Raw genomic sequence first — 19,496 nt, 5'->3', positions numbered from 1 at the left:
CGCCCGCACGAGGCCTTAGGCTTGGCGGTGCCGGCCAGCCGCTACCAGATCAGCCGGCGCGCTTATCCGGCCGAGCTGCCGGCGATCGAGTACGATCCGACCGATCAGGTGCGGCGCGTGCAGCGGGACGGCTGGATCAGCGTGCGCGGCCAGCTCGTGCGAGTGCCCAAGGCGTTCGTCGGCCAGCCGCTGGCCCTGCGGCCCACTCAGACCGATGGTCGGGTCGACCTTGTGTTCATCACCCACAGGGTGGGGCAGATCGACCTGACACAGCCAACACTCAGGGTGCAACCTGTCACCCATGTCTCCGAACACCTGTAACCCTTGTCTCCGGTCCGTACAGCGGGAGAGGGGTAGGGGTGAGGGTCCCGGACCGTGCCGCCATGAATCACTGAGCGTGGTGCTGGCAGCGGGACGGTTCAGGATACTTGCTGAAGCCTGAGGTCCCTCACCCCTGCCCCTCTCCCGCACGGGAGAGGGGTTCCCCGCGCGCACTCGTCTCGAAAAGATCAACCGGAAGCCGGATTACGCGCAGCCTTGTATCTCTGAGTTGCCCGCTGGAGCGATGCCAGCGAGGCTACAAGGTGAGGGTCAGCCCGCGTTCGCCTTGGGCTTGCAAGCCCGCGACAGAGCATGGTGCGGCCCTCACCTTCACAGTCCCGAACCCGGACAGCCGCTCGGGCCCGAGCCCGCATTTGCAAGGTAGGGTCATGGACGAACACCGCACCATCTTCGTCGGCATCGACGTATCCAAGGACCGCCTCGACGTTCATCTGAGACCCTCGGACGAGGCGTTGCATGTCCCACGGGACGCGAAAGGGCTGGATACCCTCGCTCGCCGTCTTGGCCGCCTCCCTGTCGCTCTCGTCGTCCTTGAAGCCACAGGCGGCTTCGAGGCGAGCGTGGCTGCAGCGTTGGCAGCGGTCGGGCTGCCGCTCTGCATCGTCAACCCACGCCAGATCCGCGATTTCGCCAGAGCCATGGGTCGTCTGGCGAAGACCGACACGCTCGACGCTGAGGTCATTGCCCTCTTCGCTGAACGCATCAGACCACCGGCCAGGCCCCTGCCGGAGCCGGAGAGAAGCCATTTTGCCGAGCTTGTGAGCCGGCGGCGGCAGATCATCGGGATGATCGGTATGGAGACGAACCGTCGCGATCAAGCCGTGGACAAGCAACTGATCCGGCGAGTCGACCGGCACATCGCCTTCTTGGAGCGGGAGCTCGTGGAGCTCGACCGCGACATCGACCGAGCCATCAAGGCCTCTCCGGTCTGGTGCGAGACCGAGGCGTTGCTCAAGTCCGTCCCCGGGATCGGTGACGTCACCGCGCGCACGCTTCTGGCTCAGTTGCCTGAGCTCGGCACCATTGGCCGCCACCAGCTTGCAGCACTCGTCGGCATCGCTCCGATCAACCGCGACTCGGGCCTGATGCGAGGCCGCCGGTCCATCGCGGGCGGGCGAACGTCAGTGCGGGGCGTGCTGTACATGGCCGCTCTGACCGCGATCCGGCGAGGCTCTCCCTTCCGGCCCTTTTATGAGCGGCTCACTCAGCGCGGTCGGCCGAGGAAGGTCGCCCTCGTGGCCGTAATGCGAAAGCTCCTGGTGACGCTCAACGCCATCGTCCGCGAACGCACGCCCTGGCGGCCACTCGCCGCTTGACCTTCAACACAGCCGCTCTGTCGCGCGGCCCCTCGGGCAACCTCCGTCGGGCCCTTGCCGGGCGGAGACCTACCCGGCGAGCGCCTGATCCAGGTCGGCGATGAGGTCCGCCGGATCCTCGATCCCGATCGACAGCCGCACGACCTCCGGGCCCGCGCCGGCCCGCACCTTCTGCTCGTCGGTGAGCTGCCGGTGCGTGGTCGAGGCCGGGTGGATCACCAGGGAGCGCGTGTCGCCGATATTGGCGAGGTGCGAGAACAGCTTCAGGTTCGAGACGAGCTTCACGCCGGCCTCGTAGCCGCCCTTGAGGCCGAAGGTGAACACGGCCCCCGCCCCGAGCGGGCAATAGCGCTTGTGGAGGGCGTGATAGCGGTCGGTCTCCAGGCCCGGATAGCTCACCCAGGACACCTCCGGGTGACGCTCCAGGTGCTGGGCGACCACGCGGGCATTGTCCGAGTGGCGCTGCATGCGCAGCGGCAGCGTCTCGATGCCGTTCAGGATCAGGAACGCGTTGAAGGGCGACAGCGCCGGGCCGAGATCGCGCAGGCCGAGGACGCGCACGGCGATCGCGAAGCCGAAATTCCCGAAGGTCTCGGACAGGACCATGCCGCCGTATTCGGGCCGCGGCTTCGAGAGCATCGGATAGCGGTCGTCGCCGGCCCAGGCGAAGGTGCCGCCGTCCACGATCAGGCCGCCGATCGAATTCCCGTGCCCGCCCAGGAACTTCGTGGCCGAATGCACGACGATGTCGGCGCCGTGCTCGAAGGGCCGGATCAGGTACGGGGTCGCCATCGTGTTGTCGACGATAAACGGGATGTTGTGCCGCTTGGCCACCGCCGCGATCGCCGCGAGGTCGGTGATGACGCCGCCCGGATTGGCGATCGATTCCACGAAGATCGCCTTGGTCCGCGGCGTGATCGCCGCCTCGAAGGAGGCCGGGTCGTCGGTGTCGGCCCAGGCCACGCTCCAGCCGAAGTTCTTGTAGGAGTGGTTGAACTGGTTGATGGAGCCGCCGTAGAGCTTGTTGGCCGCGATGAACTCGTCGCCCGGCTGCAGCAGGGCGTGCATCACCAGGAACTGGGCCGCGTGACCCGAGGCCACGGCGAGCGCCGCAGTGCCGCCTTCGAGCGCCGCCACCCGCTCCTCCAGCACCGCATTCGTCGGGTTGCCGATCCGGCTGTAGATGTTGCCGAAGGCCTGAAGCCCGAACAGCGAGGCGGCGTGGTCGACATCGTCGAAGACGAAGGAGGTCGTCTGGTAGATCGGCGTCGCGCGCGCGCCCGTGGCAGCGTCCGGCGCAGCCCCGGCATGGATCGCAAGGGTGTCGAAGCCGGGCAGGCGGTCGGTCATGAGGCGGCTCCTCGACGGGATTTTCCGTGCTCTCTAGAGGCTTCCGGGCGCTTCGGGAGCCACCCGGCAACCTCTAAGTCATTGATTGATCGGATGTCCGGACGGAGAACCGGGATCCACTTCTCCTGGACATCCTCTAGGACCCCGGCCCGGCGGGGGTCAAGGGTGGGCGGTGCCGGGGTCCGCTCTACTTCAGCCGCCGCCGGATCCGCGCGGCGAGGAGATCCCGCACGTCCCGGTAGGCGTCGAGCCGCTGCTCCCGGGAGCCCTGGACCAATGTCGGGTCCGGGGTCGGCCAATACTCGACCTCGGCCGCGAGCGTCCGGGTGAGCTCCAGGGCCGCGTGGTGGGCTTGCGGTGAGAGCGAGATGATCAGGTCGAAGTTGAGCCCCTCCCACTCCTCCAGCTCCTGGAGCGTCCGCGGCCGGTGCCGGTGGGCGTCGATGCCGATCTCATCGAGGGCCGCGATCATGAAGGGATCGACCGGCTCGCCCGAGCGCACCCCGGCCGACTGCACGTAGACGGACCGGCCGAAATAGTGGCGGGCCAGGGCCTCCGCGGCGGCCGACCGCACGGCGTTGAAGTTGCAGACGAACAGTACCGACTGCACCCGTCGTCCGGGCTTGCCGGCCGGGTTGCCCGGAGCCTCGGTCACGGGCCGCTCCCATCCGCGGCCACGCCAGCCATGGGATCTCAGCCCTTCCAGTGCAGGGCGAAGATCAGCGTGAACAGGCGCCTTGCCGTGTCGTGATCGATCTCGACCTTGCCTTCCAGTCGCAGCTTGAGCAGTTCGGACGCCTCGTTATGGACGCCGCGCCGGCCCATGTCGATCGCCTCGATCTGGCTCGGCGAGGCGGTGCGGATCGCCTTGAAGTAGCTGTCGCAGATCATCTCGTAGTCGCGGATGACGCGGCGGAACGGCGTCAGCGACAGGAGATGCGTCATCACGGGCTCGCCATCGGCGGTCGAGATCGCGAAGGCGAGCTTGTTCTCGACGAGGCCGAGCTTGAGGGCGTAGGGACCGCCGTCGTGGCTGGCGACCGCGAAGGTGTTGGCCTCCAGGATGTCGTAGATCGCGATGGCGCGCTCGTGCTCCTGGTCCGGGTTGCCGCGCCCGATCGAATCCTCGTCGAGCGTCACCGCGACGAGACGCCTGCGCGAATCGGGAGCGTCGCTCGACATTCTTTCATCCCCAGATGGTCGGCGTGCGCGGAACGGGCCGCGGCGTGGCGCTACCAGACGCGAGAGCGTGCGGCAGCGCAAGCCGGACCGTTGTGCAGGTCAAAGGTTGAGACGGATCGCCACCGAGCGGGCGTGGCCGTCGAGCCCTTCCGCTCGACCGAGCGCCACGGCGGCGGGGCCGAGGGCCCGCAGCGCTTCGGGGGAGCAGGACAGAAGCGAGGTCCGCTTCATGAAGTCGAGCACCCCGAGGCCCGAGGAGAACCGGGCCGAGCGCGCGGTCGGGAGCACGTGGTTGGGCCCGCCCACATAGTCGCCGATGGCTTCGGGGGTGTGCGCGCCGAGGAAGATCGCGCCGGCATTGCGCACCCGCGCGCTCAGCGCCTCCGCGTCCCGCGCCTCGATCTCCAGATGTTCCGGGGCGAGCCGGTCGACCAGCGGGATCGCGTCCGCAAGGCGCGCCACCCGGAGGATCGCCCCGTAATCCCGCCAGCTCGCCCGGGCGATCGCGACCCGCGGCAGGGTGGAGAGCTGCCCCTCGACGGCCACTGCCACGGCCGCCGCGAGAGTGTCGCTGTCGGTGATCAGGATCGCCTGCGCGGCCGGATCGTGCTCGGCCTGGGCGAGCAGGTCTGCGGCGACCCAGTCCGGATTGGCGCTGTCGTCGGCCAGGATCAGCACCTCGGAGGGGCCGGCGATCATGTCGATGCCGACCTGCCCGAACACCCGGCGCTTGGCCGCCGCCACGTAGGCGTTGCCGGGGCCGACGATCTTGGCGACGGGGGAGATGGTGGCCGTGCCGTAGGCGAGCGCGGCCACGGCCTGCGCGCCGCCGATGCGGAAGATCTCGTCGACGCCCGCGAGGCGGGCCGCGGCGAGCACCAGCGGGTTCGTGACCCCGCCCGGCATCGGCACCACCATGGCGAGCCGCTTCACGCCCGCGACCTTGGCGGGGATCGCGTTCATCAGCACGGAGGACGGATAGCTCGCGGTGCCGCCCGGAACGTAGAGGCCGACGGATTCGAGGGCCGTCCAGCGCCAGCCGAGGGTGACCCCGAGCGCGTCCGTCTCGCGGTGGTCGGCGGGCAGCTGCGCCCGGTGGTATGTCTCGATGCGCTCACGGGCGAGATGGAGCGCGTCGAGCGCCTCCCGGGGGGCCGCCGCCACGGCGGCATCCACCTCCTCGGGGGTGACCCGCAGCGCCGCGGCCGTGAACTCCGCTCCGTAGCCGTCGAAGCGGCGGGTATACGCGACGAGTGCCTCGTCGCCCCGCTCCACCACGGCGGCGATGATCCCCCGCACCGTCTCGTCGACGTCCTCCGCCACCTCCCGCTTGACGGAGAGGAGCCGGGCGAAGTCGGCGTCGAAGGCGGGATCGCGGGAATCGAGGCGCAGCATCAGGATGTCCGGGAGCGGGAACCGGTGTCGCGACCGCCCGATGGCAGAGAATCCGGAATCTGTCCAGGCGAAGCGGATTCCGGTTCTCCGGCCCCGGTGCTCCGTCCGGACCGCCAGCCCATCAAGGGTTTAGAGCCTCCCGGGGGCTTCGGAAAGCGCCTGCCCACGCGCAGGAGCGGGATCTCTTCGTCTGACCTCGCTCTCAGCAGGTTTCGGAAAGTGCCCGCGATTTTCCGGCAAGAACCTGCGATAGACCAAAAGCCTAGAGCCGGTCCCGACCTGACTGCATCGGGCCGGCGGCTCTCAAGCCTTTGATGTGACGCGCTCCCTTGCGCCGAACCGGCGTCCACTTCGGCGGGGAGCGCTCTAGCTGCCCGTGACGATGTGGGCCTGAAGCGCCGCCGCCGCTGCGGACAGCTCCTCGGACAGGATCTCGATGAACCGCGTGGCCGCGGGCGTGAGCGGGTTCTTGGGATGATGGATGATGACGAGCTGGCGGGTGATGCGCGGGGAGACGATCCGGTAGGCCCGCAGCGAGCCCGCGGCGAGCTGCCGGCTCACGGCGAGGCTGGGCAGGACCGTGAAGCGCGCCGAGCGCGCGACGAAATCGGCGATCGCGGACGGCAGGTCGAGCTCGATCTGCGGGTTGAGGGTGATGTCTTCCGCGCCGACCCGCCGGTCCAGTTCGAGGCGCAGGCCGTGCCGGGCCGAGGGCAGGACGAGGTCGAGGTCGACAAGGTCGCGCATGCGCACCGGGACCGGGATCGGCAGCGGCGTGTCGCTCCTGCCGACCACCACCATCTCCTCGTCGAGGAGGGGCTCCATCATCAGGCCGAGGCGGCGGTTCGGCTTGTTGATCACCGCGAGGTCGAGGCTGCCGTTGCCGACGCCCTCGATGAAGGTGCTGGAATAGCCGTCCGCCAGCGACAGCTCGACCTGCGGGTAGGCGGCGGAGAAGCGCGCGAGCACGCTCGGCACCACGCTCATCGAGAGCGACGACAGGATGCCCGCGGTGACACGGCCCGACACGCTCTGCGCGAGCCGTGCCATCGTGGCCCGGGCTTCGGCGAGGTCGCGCAGGATCGGCTGCACCAGCCGGTGCAGGACGCGGCCCGCCGCGGTCGGCACCATCGCCTTCGGCTGCCGGTCGAACAGGCGCTGGTCGAGTTCACGCTCGAGCTTGGCGATCTGCATGCTGAGCGCCGGCTGCACCACGTTCATCCGCTGTGCCGCGCGCGTCACGCTGCCCTCCTCGAACAGGGCGACGAAGTAGGAGATCTGGCGCAAATCCACGGACTGGGATCTCGGCTTCCAACAGCTCTCGGGGCCGGTATCCCCGTCCCGCGCGCGACGAACCGGCATCCCGCCGGCGGGATGCCGGTTCGTTCACAGGATCATACTGGCGCGGCGGCGGCAATTCAGAGTGGCTGATCGGCTCCATCAGCAATCATTATTTCTGTCGCCGGCTCCGGCGGCCTAACCAAACGGGGAAGACGGCGCCCGTAAGCGCCGCGACCGGGAGGATACGATGAGCGCGCCGACCCCAGCCCGATCCCTCCGCGACTGGCTCGCCCGCCTCGCCGAGAGCGGACGGCTCAGCGTGACGCGGCCCAACATCGGCCTGAAGCACGAGGCGGCCGCGGTGGCCAACCGCCTCGACGGGCGCAGCGCCAGCCTGTTTCCCCGCCCCGGCGGGCAGGACGGCACCATCGTCTCGGGCCTCGTCTCCAGCCGGGCCTGGATGGCCGAGGCGCTCGGGACGACCGAGGACCGCCTCGTGGCCCATTTCCAGCGCGCCTGCGCGGAGCCGCTCGCCTGGCGCGAGCAGGAGACCGGGCCGGCCCAGACGGTCGTGCACCGCGAGGGCATTGATCTCCTCCGGCTCCTGCCGGTGCCGACGCTCAACGAGCACGATAGCGGCCCCTACATCTCGGCCGGGCTGATGATCTCGCGCGATCCCGGGACCGGCGCGCAGAACGTCGCCATCCTGCGCTGCCAGATCAGCGGGCCGGACCGCATCGGCGTGCTCGTCCTGCCCCGCCACACCGACCATTTCTACCGCCGGGCCGAGGCTGCAGGCCGGGGCCTTGAGGTCGCGCTCGTGGTGGGCGTCGACCCGGCCTGCCTCCTCGCCTCCCAGGCGATCGTGCCGCTCGGCCAGGACGAGCTGGAGATCGCCGGCGCGCTCACGGGGGGCCCCCTCGACGTGGTGAAATGCCTGACGAACGAGGTGCGCGTGCCGGCCGAGGCGGAGATCGTGATCGAGGGGCGGATCCTGCCCGAGCTGCGCGAGCCGGAGGGGCCGTTCGGGGAGTTTCCGCAATATTACGGCGAGCGGGCCGAGCGCCACGTCATGCAGGTCGATGCCGTGACCCATCGCGAGCGGCCGATCTTCCACATGATCGTCGGTGGCGGCCTGGAGCACCTCCTGCTCGGGGCGATCCCGCGCGAGGCCACGATCCTGGCCACCCTCCGGCGCAGCTTCCCGAACGTCGAGGACGTCCATCTCTCGCTCGGCGGGGTCGGCCGCTACCACCTCTACGTGAAGCTGCGAAAGACCCAGGAGGGCGAGGCCAAGAACGTCCTGCTCGGCGCCTTTGCGGCGCATTACGACATCAAGCACGCGGTCGTGGTCGATACGGATGTCGACATCCACGATCCGAAGGAGGTCGAGTGGGCCGTCGCCACGCGCTTCCAGGCCGACCGCGACCTCGTGGTGGTCGCGCATGCGCAGGGTTCGAAGCTCGACCCCTCCACGCGCGAGGGCGTCGGCGCCAAGATGGGGCTCGACGCCACGGCGCCCCTCGATGCGCCGCCGATGAAGTTCAAGCGCATCGGCGTGCCGGGACAGGCCGAGGTCGATCTCTCGGCGGTGATCGTGCCGGACGCGGATTGGCGCGCCGCGGTGGGCGGCTGAACCGTCATGAGCGATCTGCCCTCGGCCGTCGACGTGCTGATCGTCGGCGGCGGCTCGGCCGGCTGCGTCATGGCCAACCGCCTCTCGGCCGATCCCGGCCGGCGCGTGCTGCTCGTCGAGGCGGGCCAGGATACGCCGCCCGGGCAGGTGCCGGCCGAGATCCTCGACAGCTACCCGATGCCGCTGTTCTTCGGCGATACCTATATCTGGCCGGGGCTCGACGCCGCCGTGACGCGCGGTGCGGACGGGCGGGTGCGGCGCCGGGCCTACGAGCAGGGCCGCGTGATGGGCGGCTCGTCGAGCATCAACGTCCAGGCTGCCAATCGCGGCCTCCCGCGCGACTACGATGCCTGGGCGGCGGCGGGCGCGGCCGGCTGGGCCTGGGAGGACGTCCTCCCGTATTTCCGCAGGCTCGAGACCGACCTCGACTGCGACGGCCCGCTGCACGGCCGGAACGGTCCCGTGCCGATCCGGCGCATCCTCGAACCGTCATGGCCGCCCTTCGCGCAGGCGGTGGCGCGGGCCTTCGACGCCACCGGCCTGCCCCGGCGTCTCGATCAGAACGGCGAGTTCGAGGACGGCATCTTCCCGCCTGCCTTCTCGAACCGGGACGACGCCCGGGTCTCGGCCGCCGCGGCCTATCTCGATGCCCGCACCCGGGCGCGACGGAACCTCGCCATTACGGCGCGGACCGAGGTGGCCGCCCTCGTGCTCGACGGGCGCCGCGTCGCGGGCGCCCTGCTGCGCCTTCCCGACGGGGGCCTGCAGCGGGTCGCGGCGCGGCGGGTCGTGGTCTGCGCGGGCGCGCTGCAATCGCCGGCCCTGCTCCTGCGGGCCGGGATCGGTCCGGCCGAGCACCTGCGCGCCTGCGGCATCACCGTGGTGGCCGACCGGCCCGGCGTCGGCGAGAACCTGCGCGATCACCCGGCGCTGACGATCGCGCAATACCTGCCCCGCCCCTTGCGGCTCCCGCTGAGCTACCGCCGGGCGAGCTTCGTCGCCCTGCGCTCATCCTCCGGCCTCCCCGGCTGCAGCGCCTCGGACATGTACCTCACCGCCTCCGCCCGCGGCGGCTGGCACGCGCTCGGCGCGAGCCTCGCCCTGTACTTCCTGTGGGTGAACCAGCCGCATTCGGTCGGGCGGCTGCGCCTGAACCCGGCCGATCCCTCCGGCTTACCGGATATCGATCTCGGCCTTCTCTCCGACCCGCGCGACCTCGACCGGCTGGCGGCTTCCCTGCGCGACCTGATCGGGCTTGCGGTCTCGCCCCACCTCAATCCCGACCCCGCGGCGATCTTTCCGGCGAGCTTCACCCCCGCGATCAAGCGGCTCAGCCGGGTCAACGCCCGCAACCGGCGCATCACCGCGCTGCTGGCGCGCCTCCTCGACGGCCCCGCCCCGCTGCGCCGGCTGATGCTGCGCCTCGTCTCCGGCGGCGTTGCGCTCGGCCGGATCGCGAGCGACGACGCGGCCCTGCGCGACTTCGTGCGCGACGCGGTCTTCGGCGTCTGGCACGCGAGCGGCACCTGCCGCATGGGGGATCCGGACGACGCGCGCGCGGTGGTGGACCCGAGCGGCCAAGTGATCGGCGTGGAGGGACTGACGGTCGCCGACGCCTCGGTGATGCCGAGCCTGCCGAGCGCCAACACCAACGTTCCGACGATCATGATCGCCGAGAAGATCGCCGATGCCCTCGCGTCGCCGCTGCGGGGCGACGATCCGACCTGACCTGCATCGGCCCCGGGAGCCGCGATCAGGGCTGCTCCTCGGCCAGCAGCTCCCGGTAGCGATCCGCGGAGCGGAGCACGGCAGCACGCCCGTCCCTCTCGATATGAAGGCCGAAGGCACCGTAGACGCGCTCGAAGCGCCGGCCGTCGAGCCGCGACGCGATCCGCGCCACGGTTCGGCCGGAGAGCGGAAACCGGTTCGGGTAGCTCCAGAGGAAGGACACGGTCCTGCGGTCCGCCCCGACCTGAAGGATGTCGCCGGCCATGAGCGCGCCCCGCCGGTCGGCGCCGGCCTGCCAATGCAGCACGGTCCCGCCGGGGAAATGGCCGCCGAGCCGGATCAGGGTCAGGCCCGTCCCGACGGCGCGTTCGTCCTCCTCCCAGAACAGGAGCCGGTGGTCGGGCCGCATCACCCATTCACGGTCGCGCGCGTGAAGATAGACGGGGGCGTCGAAGGCCGCCGCCCAGTCCTGCATGGTCGTGTAGTAGTGCGGGTGCGAGATCGCGATCGACGAAAGCCCGCCGAGCGCCCTGACGAGCGCGACGGTGGCGTCGTCGAGGAGCGCGAGGCAGTCCCAGAGCATGTTGCCGTGAGGCGTCCGGATGAGGAAGGCGCGCTGCCCGATGCCGAAGGACGGGACCGTCCTGATCTCGAACAGGTCCGGTTCGCGCTGCCGCCAGGCATTGCTGTGGGTGGCGGACAGGGCGTCGGGTGTCGTCCAGGACTGGCCGGTCGCCGGCACGTATTGCCGTTCCTCGTCGCAGATCGGGCAGCGCTCCGGCGGAATCGGCGCGTCGGGGAAGCTCGTCCCGCAGGTGACGCAGATCTGGATCGGCATCGAACCCTCCTGTCGATCACGGCGTGGTCGCCGCGGCGCCCTGGATCGATTGATCTATCGGGTGCACGCGATGTTCCGCCGGAAACGACCGAAGAGGCGATTTGTCGTGCCGATGATATCAACGGCCCGAGCTGCTGACGCAGCGGGGCCGTCGATCCATTGCGAAGTCAATGGGCGTGAGCGGCGGCGGCGCCGATGCCGGTCTCGGAGCGGACATACTGCGCCTCGAAGCTGTCGCGCTCCCGGCGCGCCCGGGCGCTGGCATCGAGCGACGACACCGCCCAGATCGCCAGGAAGGCCACGGGCATCGAGAACAGCGCCGGGTTGTCGTACGGAAACAGCGCCGTCGCAAACCCCAGCGTCGCCACCCACACCGCCTTCGACAGCACCACCATCACCACCGCGCTCACCAGCCCGATCAGCCCGCCCACCAGCGCCCCGGTCGTGGTCGTCCCCTTCCACAGGATCGACATCGCCAGAACCGGGAAGTTGCAGCTCGCCGCCACCGCGAAGGCCAGCCCCACCATGAAGGCCACGTTCTGGTTCTCGAACACGTAGCCCAGCCCGATCGCCACCAGCCCGATCGCCACCGCCGCCAGCTTCGACAGCCGCACCTCCTGCTGCTCCGAGGTCCGGCCCCGCGCCAGCACCTGCGCGTAGAGGTCGTGGCTCACCGCCGAGGCCCCCGCCAGCGTCAGGCCCGCCACCACCGCCAGGATGGTCGCAAACGCCACCGCCGAGATGAAGCCCAGAAACAGCGCCCCGCCGGTGGCGTTGGCCAGGTGGATCGCCGCCATGTTGGTCCCGCCGATCAGCCCCGCCACCCGGTCGTAGGCCCCCTCCGGCCCCGGCTTGAAGTAGCCCGGATCGCTCATCAGGAAGGTGATCGCCCCAAACCCGATGATGAAGGTCAGGATGTAGAAATAGGCGATCAGGCCGGTGGCGTAGAACACCGACTTGCGCGCCGCCCGCGCATCCGCCACCGTGAAGAACCGCATCAGGATGTGCGGCAGCCCGGCGGTGCCGAACATCAGCCCCAGGCCCAGCGAGAGGGCCGAGATCGGGTCGCTGACCAGCCCGCCCGGCGCCATGATGGCGTCGTGCTGGGGATGCTCCTGCACCGCGGCCGCAAACAGCGCCTCCGGGTTGAAGCCGTAGCGCCACAGCACCGCCGCCGCCATGAAGCTGGCCCCCGCCAACAGCAGGCAGGCCTTGATGATCTGCACCCAGGTCGTCGCCTTCATGCCGCCGAAGGCCACGTAGACGATCATCAGCAGCCCGACCAGCACCACCGCATAGAGGTAGTCGAGCCCAAACAGCAGCTGGATCAGCTTGCCCGCGCCCACCATCTGGGCGATCAGGTAGAAGGCCACCACCACCAGCGTGCCGGTGGCCGACAGCAGGCGGATCCGGGTCTGGTCGAGCCGGAACGAGGCCACGTCCGCGAAGGTGAACTTGCCCAGGTTGCGCAGGCGCTCGGCGATCAGGAACAGCACGATCGGCCAGCCGACCAGGAAGCCGATCGAGTAGATCAGCCCGTCGAAGCCCGAGGCGAAGACCAGGCCCGAGATGCCCAGAAACGAGGCCGCCGACATGTAGTCGCCCGCGATGGCGAGCGCGTTCTGGCCGGCCGAGATGCCGCCGCCGGCGGCGTAGAAATCCGCCGCCGAGCGGGTCTGGGCGGCGGCCCGGTAGGTGATGCCGAGCGTGCCGAGCACGAACAGCAGGAACATGCCGATCGCCGTCCAGTTCAGGCCCTGCTTCTGCACGGCGCCGAGATCCGGCCCGGCCGCCGCGGCGGCGGTGGCGGCGAGCGCCGCCAGGAGGAGAAGAAGGAGGGGCAGGCCGCGGCGGATCATCGGGCGAGGTCCCGGGCGAGGGCGCGGGTGAGGTCGTCGAAGCGGCCGTTGGCGCGCTGCACATACAGACCGGTGAGCCCGAAGGCCGCCAGGATCACGCCGAGGCCGAGCAGGATGCCGAGCGAGGTCACGCCCGCGCCGATCTTCAGGGCGAGAAAGCCCTTGGCGAAGGCCACCAGCAGGATGAAGCCGAGATAGATCCCCAGCATCACGCCGGAGAGCACCCAGCCGAACCGCGTCCGCTGCTCCACCAGCTCGCGGAACTTCGGGTTGTGCAGGATGCGCGCAGTGTCCAGGCCGGACATCGGGGTTCCTCCCTGTGGTGGGCGGCGCGGGCCGGGCCCGCCCGCGCGGCTGCCGACCCCCCGCCTGAGGCGGGGCGCAAGGCTCAGCCGGCGCGGTTCTGCCGGTTCTCGATCAGGTCGTCGACCACCGCCGGATCCGCCAGGGTCGAGGTGTCGCCGAGCGCGGCAAAATCGTCCTCGGCGATCTTGCGCAGGATGCGGCGCATGATCTTGCCCGAGCGGGTCTTGGGCAGGCCGGGGGCGAACTGGATCAGGTCGGGCGAGGCGATCGGGCCGATCTCCCGGCGCACCCAGGCGACCAGCTCCTTGCGCAGCGCCTCCGAGGGCTCCACCCCCTGCATCAGCGTCACGTAGGCGTAGATGCCCTGGCCCTTGAGGCTGTGGGGATAGCCCACCACCGCCGCCTCCGAGACCTGCGGATGCGCCACCAGGGCGGATTCGACCTCCGCCGTGCCCATCCGGTGGCCCGAGACGTTGATGACGTCGTCCACCCGGCCGGTGATCCAGTAGTCGCCATCCTCATCCCGCCGGCAGCCGTCGCCCGAGAAGTAGCGGCCCGGGAAGGTCGAGAAATAGGTCTGCACGAAGCGCGCATGGTCGCCCCAGACGGTGCGCATCTGGCCGGGCCAGGACTCGTCCAGGCAGAGATTGCCCTCGCAAGCACCCTCCAGCACCCGGTTGTCGCCGTCGACCACCACCGGCTTGACGCCGAAGAACGGCCGGGTGGCCGAGCCGGGCTTGAGCGGGGTGGCGCCGGGCAGCGGGCTGATCAGGATGCCGCCGGTCTCGGTCTGCCACCAGGTGTCGACGATCGGGCAGCGCTCCTCGCCGACCACCCGGTAGTACCATTCCCAGGCCTCCGGGTTGATCGGCTCGCCGACCGAGCCGAGGATGCGCAGGGAGGCGCGCGAGGTCCGCTGCACCGGCTCCGCGCCGGCGCTCATCAGCGAGCGGATGGCGGTCGGGGCGGTGTAGAAGATGCTGACCTGGTGCTTGTCGACCACCTCCCAGAACCGGGCGACCGACGGATAGGTCGGGATGCCCTCGAACATCAGGGTGGTGGCGCCGTTGGCGAGCGGCCCGTAGACGATGTAGCTGTGCCCGGTGACCCAGCCGACATCGGCGGTGCACCAGTAGACGTCGCCCTCGTGGTAGTCGAAGACGTACTGGTGGGTCATGGCGGCATAGACCAGATAGCCGCCGGTGGTGTGGACCACGCCCTTGGGCTGGCCGGTCGAGCCGGAGGTGTAGAGCAGGAAGAGCGGATGCTCGGCCTCGACATGGGCGGCCGGGCACTCCTCGGTGACCTCGCGGGCGGCGGCGTCGTAGTAGACGTCGCGCCCCGGCTCCATGGCGACGGCGCCGCCGGTGCGGCGCACCACGATGACATGGTCGACGCTGTCGGCGGGCAGGCGGGCGATGGCCGCATCGACATTGGCCTTGAGCGGGACCGTGCGGCCGCCGCGCAGGCCCTCGTCGGCGGTGATGATCAGGCGCGAGGCGCAGCCCTGGATGCGGCCGGCGAGGGAATCCGGGGAGAAGCCGCCGAACACCACCGAATGGATGGCGCCGAGCCGGGCGCAGGCCAGCATGGCGACGGCGGCTTCGGGGATCATGGGCAGGTAGATGGTGACGCGGTCGCCCTTGGCGACGCCGCGGTTGCGCAGGACGTTGGCCATGCGGCCGACCTGGGCGTGCAGCTCGCGGTAGGTGATGCGGCGGGTGTCGGCGGGATCGTCGCCCTCCCAGATGATGGCGACCTGGTCGCCGCGGCTGGCGAGGTGGCGGTCGATGCAGTTGTGGGCGACGTTGGTGATGCCGTCGGCAAACCAGCGGATGGAGACGTTGTCGGGTCCGAAGCTGGTCTCCTTGACCCTGGTATAGGGCTTGAACCAGTCGATCCGCTTGCCGTGCTCGCGCCAGAACCCCTCCGGATCGTTGATCGAGGCGTCGTACCACGCCTTGTACTTGGCTTCGTCAATGTGAGCCCGCGCACGCACCGCGTCCGGCACCGCGACGATCCGATGGTTCATGGCGCTCTCCCGTTGCTTGTTCTTCCCATTGCCCGATCACAATGCGATACGAGCCGGATCTCATTTTTTGTTGCCGTGATTTTCAAGTTCAGCCTCACATAGAGCGTAGTCCTTTGCAGCGGGCCGTTGTTCACGCGAGGATGTGACAATGGTCCATGGGATGAGCGACAAGGTCGATGCGCATGTCCGACGCCGATTGGGAATACTCAAGCGCTGATCCGCACCGGCCGCAAGCCGCATCGCCGGCCGCAGCAAGAAATGCAAAGCCCTGATCTTGGATAAATGAAACAATGACCCGTTTCATATCACAGAGCTGCACTTTCACGAGCATTGCACGCATCCACATGCCAAAACGCAGGAATTTGCGAGCTGCCGATGAGGCGTTTCTATTCTCTGAAAAGTGGCCGATCCAGCCAGCCTCAGTCATATTCAGCGGTCCAGCCGAACCATGCGGGCGCACGACAATTCTACCTGCCCGGCCTGTAAGCACCGAACAAGCCGCCGCCTTCTACAGTAACACTAGACTGCCTCGTTTCTGAGCGCTATTGCAAGCGGAGAAATCACGCCAAGAACCGGAACCGGCCGCGTGGCTTCGCTGTTGAGCCCGAACCCGTAAGGGCAGAAGGCCAGACGCACTGGCCCCGCGCTGATGAGGAAACGCGCATGGCAGAGAAGCAGGACATCGTCATCGTGGGTGCGGCGCGGACGCCGGTCGGCTCGTTCAACGGCGCCTTTGCGACCCTGCCGGCCCACGAGCTCGGGGCGGTGGCGATCCGGGCGGCGCTGGAGCGGGCCAAGGTGGCGCCGGCGGAGGTGGACGAGGTGATCTTCGGCCAGGTGCTGACCGCCGGGGCGGGCCAGAACCCGGCCCGCCAGGCGGCGATAGCGGCCGGGATCCCGCAGGAGGCGACCGCCTGGGGCCTCAACCAGCTCTGCGGCTCGGGCCTGCGCACGGTGGCGATCGGCATGCAGCAGATCGCCAACGGCGACGCCAAGATCATCGTGGCGGGCGGCCAGGAATCGATGTCGATGGCGCCGCATGCCCAGCATCTGCGCGGCGGCCAGAAGATGGGCGACCTGGCCCTGATCGACACGATGCTGAAGGACGGCCTGATGGACGCCTTCAACGGCTACCACATGGGCAACACGGCCGAGAACATCGCCCAGAAGTGGCAGCTCACGCGCGAGGAGCAGGACGCGTTTGCGACCCGCTCGCAGAACAAGGCCGAGGCGGCCCGCAAGGCGGGCCGGTTCAAGGCCGAGATCGTGCCGGTCCCGGTCAAGACCCGCAAGGGCGAGGTGGTGGTCGAGGCCGACGAGTACATCCGGGAGGGGGCGACCGTGGAGGCGATGGCCAAGCTGCGGCCGGCCTTCGCGAAGGAGGGCACGGTCACGGCCGGCAACGCCTCGGGGATCAACGACGGGGCGGCCGCGCTGGTGCTGATGGCGGCGGCGGAGGCCGAGCGGCGCGGCCTGACCCCGCTGGCGCGGATCGTCTCCTGGGCGACCGCGGGGGTGGACCCGAAGATCATGGGCACCGGCCCGATCCCGGCCTCGCGCAAGGCGCTGGAGAAGGCCGGCTGGAGCGCGGCGGAGATCGACCTGATCGAGGCCAACGAGGCCTTTGCGGCTCAGGCGCTGGCGGTGAACAAGGAGCTGGGCTTCGACGACGCCAAGGTCAACGTGAACGGCGGCGCCATTGCGATCGGGCATCCGATCGGCGCCTCGGGCGCCCGGGTGCTGGTGACGCTGCTGCACGAGATGCAGCGCCGCGACGCCAAGAAGGGGCTGGCCACCCTCTGCATCGGCGGCGGCATGGGCGTCGCCATGTGCGTGGAACGCTGACCGGACCCGCCGCATGGGCAGCGGGGGCGGCGCGCCCTCCGGGAGGGCGTTTGCCCTCCGCAGGACGGGCGCGCCGGCGCGCCCGGATGCCCGGACGGGGTCCGACCGGCCTCCTCCCGGGCAGACGAAAAACCAAGCACGACGAGACGGCCGGGCCCTTCTCGAAGCGCCCGCGGGTCTCTAGGGAAGGAAACGCATCCGCAAGGAGAGGGGACATGGCAGAACGCGTTGCTCTGGTGACGGGCGGCACGCGCGGCATCGGCGCCGCCATCGCGAAGGGCCTGAAGGCGGCCGGCTACACGGTCGGGGCCAATTACGGCGGCAACGACGAGGCCGCCAACGCCTTCAAGGCCGAGACCGGGATCCCGGTGTTCAAGTTCGACGTGGGCGATGCGGCCGCCTGCGAGGCGGGCATCCGGGCGGCGGAGGCCGAGCTCGGGCCGATCGACATCCTGGTCAACAATGCGGGCATCACCCGGGACGGCATGTTCCACCGGATGAGCTTCGAGCAGTGGCAGGCGGTGATCCGCACCAACCTCGACTCGATGTTCACCTGCACCCGGCCGGTGATCGACGGCATGCGGGCGCGGGGCTTTGGCCGCATCATCCTGATCTCGTCGATCAACGGCCAGAAGGGGCAGATGGGCCAGACCAACTACTCGGCGGCCAAGGCCGGGGTGATCGGCTTTGCCAAGGCGCTGGCGCAGGAGAATGCCAATAAGGGCATCACCGTGAACGTGATCGCGCCCGGCTACATCGCCACCGAGATGGTCAAGGCGGTGCCCGAGGAGGTGCTCAAGAGCAAGATCCTGCCGCAGATCCCGGTCGGCCGGCTCGGCGAGGCCGAGGAGATCGCCCGCGCGGTCGAGTTCCTGGCCGGCGAGCAGGCGGGCTTCATCACCGGCTCCACCCTCACCATCAACGGCGGGCAGTACTTCCACTGAGCCGAAATCCGGTCGCGGTGCGGGCCTGACTCTCCGGTATCGAGGCGATCGCGGGTGCTCTCATGACCACATCGGCACCACCCACATCGGCACCACTCGAACGTGACGCACGGCTGGTTTCGACCGACCACAGGGTCGATCCGAGCGAGATTGCGGTCGGCGTGGTGATCGGTCGGGCCTCCGAGTATTTCGACTTCTTCGTCTACGGCATCGCCTCGGTGCTCGTCTTCCCGAAGGTGTTCTTCCCCTTCGCGCCGGACCCGCTGACCGCGACCCTCTACTCCTTCGCGATCTTTGCGCTAGCCTTTGTCGCGCGGCCGATCGGCTCGGTCATCTTCATGGCCATCGACCGCCGGCACGGACGCGGCGTCAAGCTCACCATCGCCCTCTTCCTCCTCGGCGGCTCGACCGCGGCGGTGAGCTTTCTGCCCGGCTATGCCGAGATCGGCGCCTGGGCGATCTACCTCCTGGCCGGCCTGCGTGTGGCGCAGGGCCTTGCCCTCGGCGGAGCCTGGGACGGCCTTGCCTCGCTCCTCGCCCTCAACGCTCCGCGCGAGCGGCGCGGCTGGTACGCGATGATCCCGCAGCTCGGCGCGCCGGTCGGCTTCATGGTCGCGAGCGCCCTGTTCTCGTTCTTCCTCGTGAACCTGACCCAGGAGGACTTCCTCGACTGGGGCTGGCGCTTCCCCTTCTACTGTGCCTTCGCGATCAACGTCGTCGCCCTGTTCGCGCGCCTGCGGCTCGTCGCGACCGAGGAGTTCGCGCGGCTGATGGAGCTAAGGCGGCTCGAACCCGTGCCGGTCGCCGAATTGTTGCGCCACCATGCCCGGGAGGTGCTGATCGGCGCCTTCGTGCCGCTCGCGAGCTTCGCCCTCTTCCACCTCGTCACCATCTTCCCGATCAGCTGGATCACCCTGTTCACCGACCGCAACGCGGGCGAGTTCCTGATCGTCCAGTTCTCGGGCGCGATCATCGGCGCGGGCGCGATCGGGGCCTCGGGCCTCGTCGCCGACCAGATCGGGCGGCGCCGGACGCTGCTGCTCAGCGCCAGCCTGATCGGGGGCTTCGCCCTGGCGAGCGTCGTGGCTCCCCTCATCTTCGGCGAGAGCGCGATCGGGCAGACGATGTACGTCACCATCGGCTTCGCGCTGCTCGGCCTCTCCTACGGGCAGACCGCCGGCGCCGTGACATCGCGGCTCGGCACGCGCTACCGCTACACGGGTGCGGCGCTCACCTCCGACCTCGCCTGGCTGTTCGGGGCGGGCTTCGCGCCCCTGGTCGCGCTCTGGCTGTCGAGCCAGTACGGGCTGGCCTGCGTCGGCCTCTATCTCCTGTCGGGTGCGGTCTGCACGCTCGCGGCCCTGGCGCTCGATCGCTCCGAGATGCGGCAGATGTGAGCCGCCCCGCATCACCCCTCGTCAGCCGGGAGATCGAAAGCCGTG

The 19,496-nt window shown here is 69.6% G+C and carries 17 protein-coding genes; 7 read left to right on the top strand and 10 right to left on the bottom strand.

Going from position 1 to position 19,496, the window contains the following annotated elements; translation table 11 throughout:
* The first annotated feature begins 21 nt into the window (after positions 1 to 21).
* Entirely contained in the window at positions 22 to 321 is a 300-nt protein-coding gene (locus MNOD_RS22625; RefSeq protein WP_050783263.1) for a hypothetical protein, read from the top strand.
* Between the two features lie 389 nt (positions 322 to 710).
* Positions 711 to 1,658, top strand: a complete 948-nt coding sequence (locus MNOD_RS22620; RefSeq protein ID WP_012631098.1) for an IS110-like element ISMno7 family transposase — start codon at positions 711 to 713, stop codon at positions 1,656 to 1,658.
* Between the two features lie 69 nt (positions 1,659 to 1,727).
* Here MNOD_RS22620 and MNOD_RS22615 read toward each other — a convergent pair whose 3' ends face one another.
* From MNOD_RS22615 to MNOD_RS22595, 5 genes are all read right to left on the bottom strand, one after another.
* Entirely contained in the window at positions 1,728 to 3,008 is a 1,281-nt protein-coding gene (locus tag MNOD_RS22615) for an O-acetylhomoserine aminocarboxypropyltransferase (RefSeq protein ID WP_015931290.1), read from the bottom strand.
* A gap of 187 nt (positions 3,009 to 3,195) precedes the next feature.
* Positions 3,196 to 3,663: an arsenate-mycothiol transferase ArsC gene (locus MNOD_RS22610; RefSeq protein WP_015931289.1), complete on the bottom strand. Its 468-nt coding sequence runs from the start codon at positions 3,661 to 3,663 to the stop codon at positions 3,196 to 3,198.
* Positions 3,664 to 3,701: 38 nt separating this feature from the next.
* The gene (locus MNOD_RS22605) at positions 3,702 to 4,190 is read right to left on the bottom strand and encodes a UPF0262 family protein (protein WP_015931288.1); all 489 of its coding nucleotides are present in this window, start codon (positions 4,188 to 4,190) and stop codon (positions 3,702 to 3,704) included.
* A 99-nt stretch (positions 4,191 to 4,289) separates the two neighbouring features.
* Positions 4,290 to 5,585: a histidinol dehydrogenase gene (gene hisD, locus MNOD_RS22600; protein WP_015931287.1), complete on the bottom strand. Its 1,296-nt coding sequence runs from the start codon at positions 5,583 to 5,585 to the stop codon at positions 4,290 to 4,292.
* Positions 5,586 to 5,951: 366 nt separating this feature from the next.
* Positions 5,952 to 6,878, bottom strand: a complete 927-nt coding sequence (locus MNOD_RS22595) for a LysR family transcriptional regulator (protein WP_015931286.1) — start codon at positions 6,876 to 6,878, stop codon at positions 5,952 to 5,954.
* 235 nt (positions 6,879 to 7,113) lie between these two features.
* Here MNOD_RS22595 and MNOD_RS22590 point away from each other — a divergent pair, with 235 nt between their 5' ends.
* The gene (locus tag MNOD_RS22590) at positions 7,114 to 8,502 is read left to right on the top strand and encodes a UbiD family decarboxylase (RefSeq protein WP_015931285.1); all 1,389 of its coding nucleotides are present in this window, start codon (positions 7,114 to 7,116) and stop codon (positions 8,500 to 8,502) included.
* A gap of 6 nt (positions 8,503 to 8,508) precedes the next feature.
* Positions 8,509 to 10,230: a GMC family oxidoreductase gene (locus MNOD_RS22585; protein ID WP_015931284.1), complete on the top strand. Its 1,722-nt coding sequence runs from the start codon at positions 8,509 to 8,511 to the stop codon at positions 10,228 to 10,230.
* A 25-nt stretch (positions 10,231 to 10,255) separates the two neighbouring features.
* Here MNOD_RS22585 and MNOD_RS22580 read toward each other — a convergent pair whose 3' ends face one another.
* From MNOD_RS22580 to MNOD_RS22560, 5 genes are all read right to left on the bottom strand, one after another.
* The gene (locus MNOD_RS22580; RefSeq protein WP_015931283.1) at positions 10,256 to 11,068 is read right to left on the bottom strand and encodes an MBL fold metallo-hydrolase; all 813 of its coding nucleotides are present in this window, start codon (positions 11,066 to 11,068) and stop codon (positions 10,256 to 10,258) included.
* 167 nt (positions 11,069 to 11,235) lie between these two features.
* Positions 11,236 to 12,927: a cation acetate symporter gene (locus tag MNOD_RS22575; RefSeq protein WP_015931282.1), complete on the bottom strand. Its 1,692-nt coding sequence runs from the start codon at positions 12,925 to 12,927 to the stop codon at positions 11,236 to 11,238.
* Entirely contained in the window at positions 12,924 to 13,232 is a 309-nt protein-coding gene (locus tag MNOD_RS22570) for a DUF485 domain-containing protein (protein ID WP_015931281.1), read from the bottom strand. The genes MNOD_RS22575 and MNOD_RS22570 overlap by 4 nt, the downstream gene beginning before the upstream one ends.
* Before the next feature lie 83 nt (positions 13,233 to 13,315).
* Positions 13,316 to 15,265, bottom strand: a complete 1,950-nt coding sequence (gene acs / locus MNOD_RS22565) for an acetate--CoA ligase (RefSeq protein WP_015931280.1) — start codon at positions 15,263 to 15,265, stop codon at positions 13,316 to 13,318.
* Positions 15,266 to 15,395: 130 nt separating this feature from the next.
* Positions 15,396 to 15,692 carry a hypothetical protein gene (locus MNOD_RS22560; protein WP_157091532.1) on the bottom strand — a complete coding sequence of 99 codons (297 nt, stop codon included), beginning with the start codon at positions 15,690 to 15,692 and terminating at the stop codon, positions 15,396 to 15,398.
* A gap of 236 nt (positions 15,693 to 15,928) precedes the next feature.
* On the opposite strand from MNOD_RS22560, the gene MNOD_RS22555 reads away from it, so the two are divergent.
* The 3 genes from MNOD_RS22555 (at position 15,929) to MNOD_RS22545 (ending at position 19,451) form a co-directional block, all read left to right on the top strand.
* Positions 15,929 to 17,110, top strand: a complete 1,182-nt coding sequence (locus tag MNOD_RS22555) for an acetyl-CoA C-acetyltransferase (protein ID WP_015931278.1) — start codon at positions 15,929 to 15,931, stop codon at positions 17,108 to 17,110.
* A gap of 215 nt (positions 17,111 to 17,325) precedes the next feature.
* On the top strand, positions 17,326 to 18,054 hold the full coding sequence (gene phbB / locus MNOD_RS22550) for an acetoacetyl-CoA reductase (RefSeq protein WP_015931277.1): 729 nt from the start codon (positions 17,326 to 17,328) through the stop codon (positions 18,052 to 18,054).
* Between the two features lie 62 nt (positions 18,055 to 18,116).
* Entirely contained in the window at positions 18,117 to 19,451 is a 1,335-nt protein-coding gene (locus MNOD_RS22545; RefSeq protein WP_015931276.1) for an MFS transporter, read from the top strand.
* The last annotated feature ends 45 nt before the right edge of the window (positions 19,452 to 19,496 follow it).

It is taken from the genome of Methylobacterium nodulans ORS 2060, assembly GCF_000022085.1.
Classification (GTDB): Bacteria; Pseudomonadota; Alphaproteobacteria; order Rhizobiales; family Beijerinckiaceae; genus Methylobacterium; species Methylobacterium nodulans.
Note: the sequence above shows the minus strand (reverse complement) of the source record. Positions and strands in the feature narration are given on the sequence as shown.

Bases quoted from the DNA above. Each gene is read 5' to 3' on its own strand.
- MNOD_RS22620 (WP_012631098.1), top strand. From the start codon at position 711: ATGGACGAACACCGCACCATCTTCGTCGGCATCGACGTATCCAAGGAC.
- MNOD_RS22615 (WP_015931290.1), bottom strand. From the start codon at position 3,008: ATGACCGACCGCCTGCCCGGCTTCGACACCCTTGCGATCCATGCCGGG.
- MNOD_RS22605 (WP_015931288.1), bottom strand. From the start codon at position 4,190: ATGTCGAGCGACGCTCCCGATTCGCGCAGGCGTCTCGTCGCGGTGACG.
- hisD (WP_015931287.1), bottom strand. From the start codon at position 5,585: ATGCTGCGCCTCGATTCCCGCGATCCCGCCTTCGACGCCGACTTCGCC.
- MNOD_RS22590 (WP_015931285.1), top strand. From the start codon at position 7,114: ATGAGCGCGCCGACCCCAGCCCGATCCCTCCGCGACTGGCTCGCCCGC.
- MNOD_RS22585 (WP_015931284.1), top strand. From the start codon at position 8,509: ATGAGCGATCTGCCCTCGGCCGTCGACGTGCTGATCGTCGGCGGCGGC.
- MNOD_RS22580 (WP_015931283.1), bottom strand. From the start codon at position 11,068: ATGCCGATCCAGATCTGCGTCACCTGCGGGACGAGCTTCCCCGACGCG.
- MNOD_RS22575 (WP_015931282.1), bottom strand. From the start codon at position 12,927: ATGATCCGCCGCGGCCTGCCCCTCCTTCTTCTCCTCCTGGCGGCGCTC.
- MNOD_RS22570 (WP_015931281.1), bottom strand. From the start codon at position 13,232: ATGTCCGGCCTGGACACTGCGCGCATCCTGCACAACCCGAAGTTCCGC.
- acs (WP_015931280.1), bottom strand. From the start codon at position 15,265: ATGAACCATCGGATCGTCGCGGTGCCGGACGCGGTGCGTGCGCGGGCT.
- MNOD_RS22560 (WP_157091532.1), bottom strand. From the start codon at position 15,692: ATGACTGAGGCTGGCTGGATCGGCCACTTTTCAGAGAATAGAAACGCC.
- MNOD_RS22555 (WP_015931278.1), top strand. From the start codon at position 15,929: ATGGCAGAGAAGCAGGACATCGTCATCGTGGGTGCGGCGCGGACGCCG.
- phbB (WP_015931277.1), top strand. From the start codon at position 17,326: ATGGCAGAACGCGTTGCTCTGGTGACGGGCGGCACGCGCGGCATCGGC.
- MNOD_RS22545 (WP_015931276.1), top strand. From the start codon at position 18,117: ATGACCACATCGGCACCACCCACATCGGCACCACTCGAACGTGACGCA.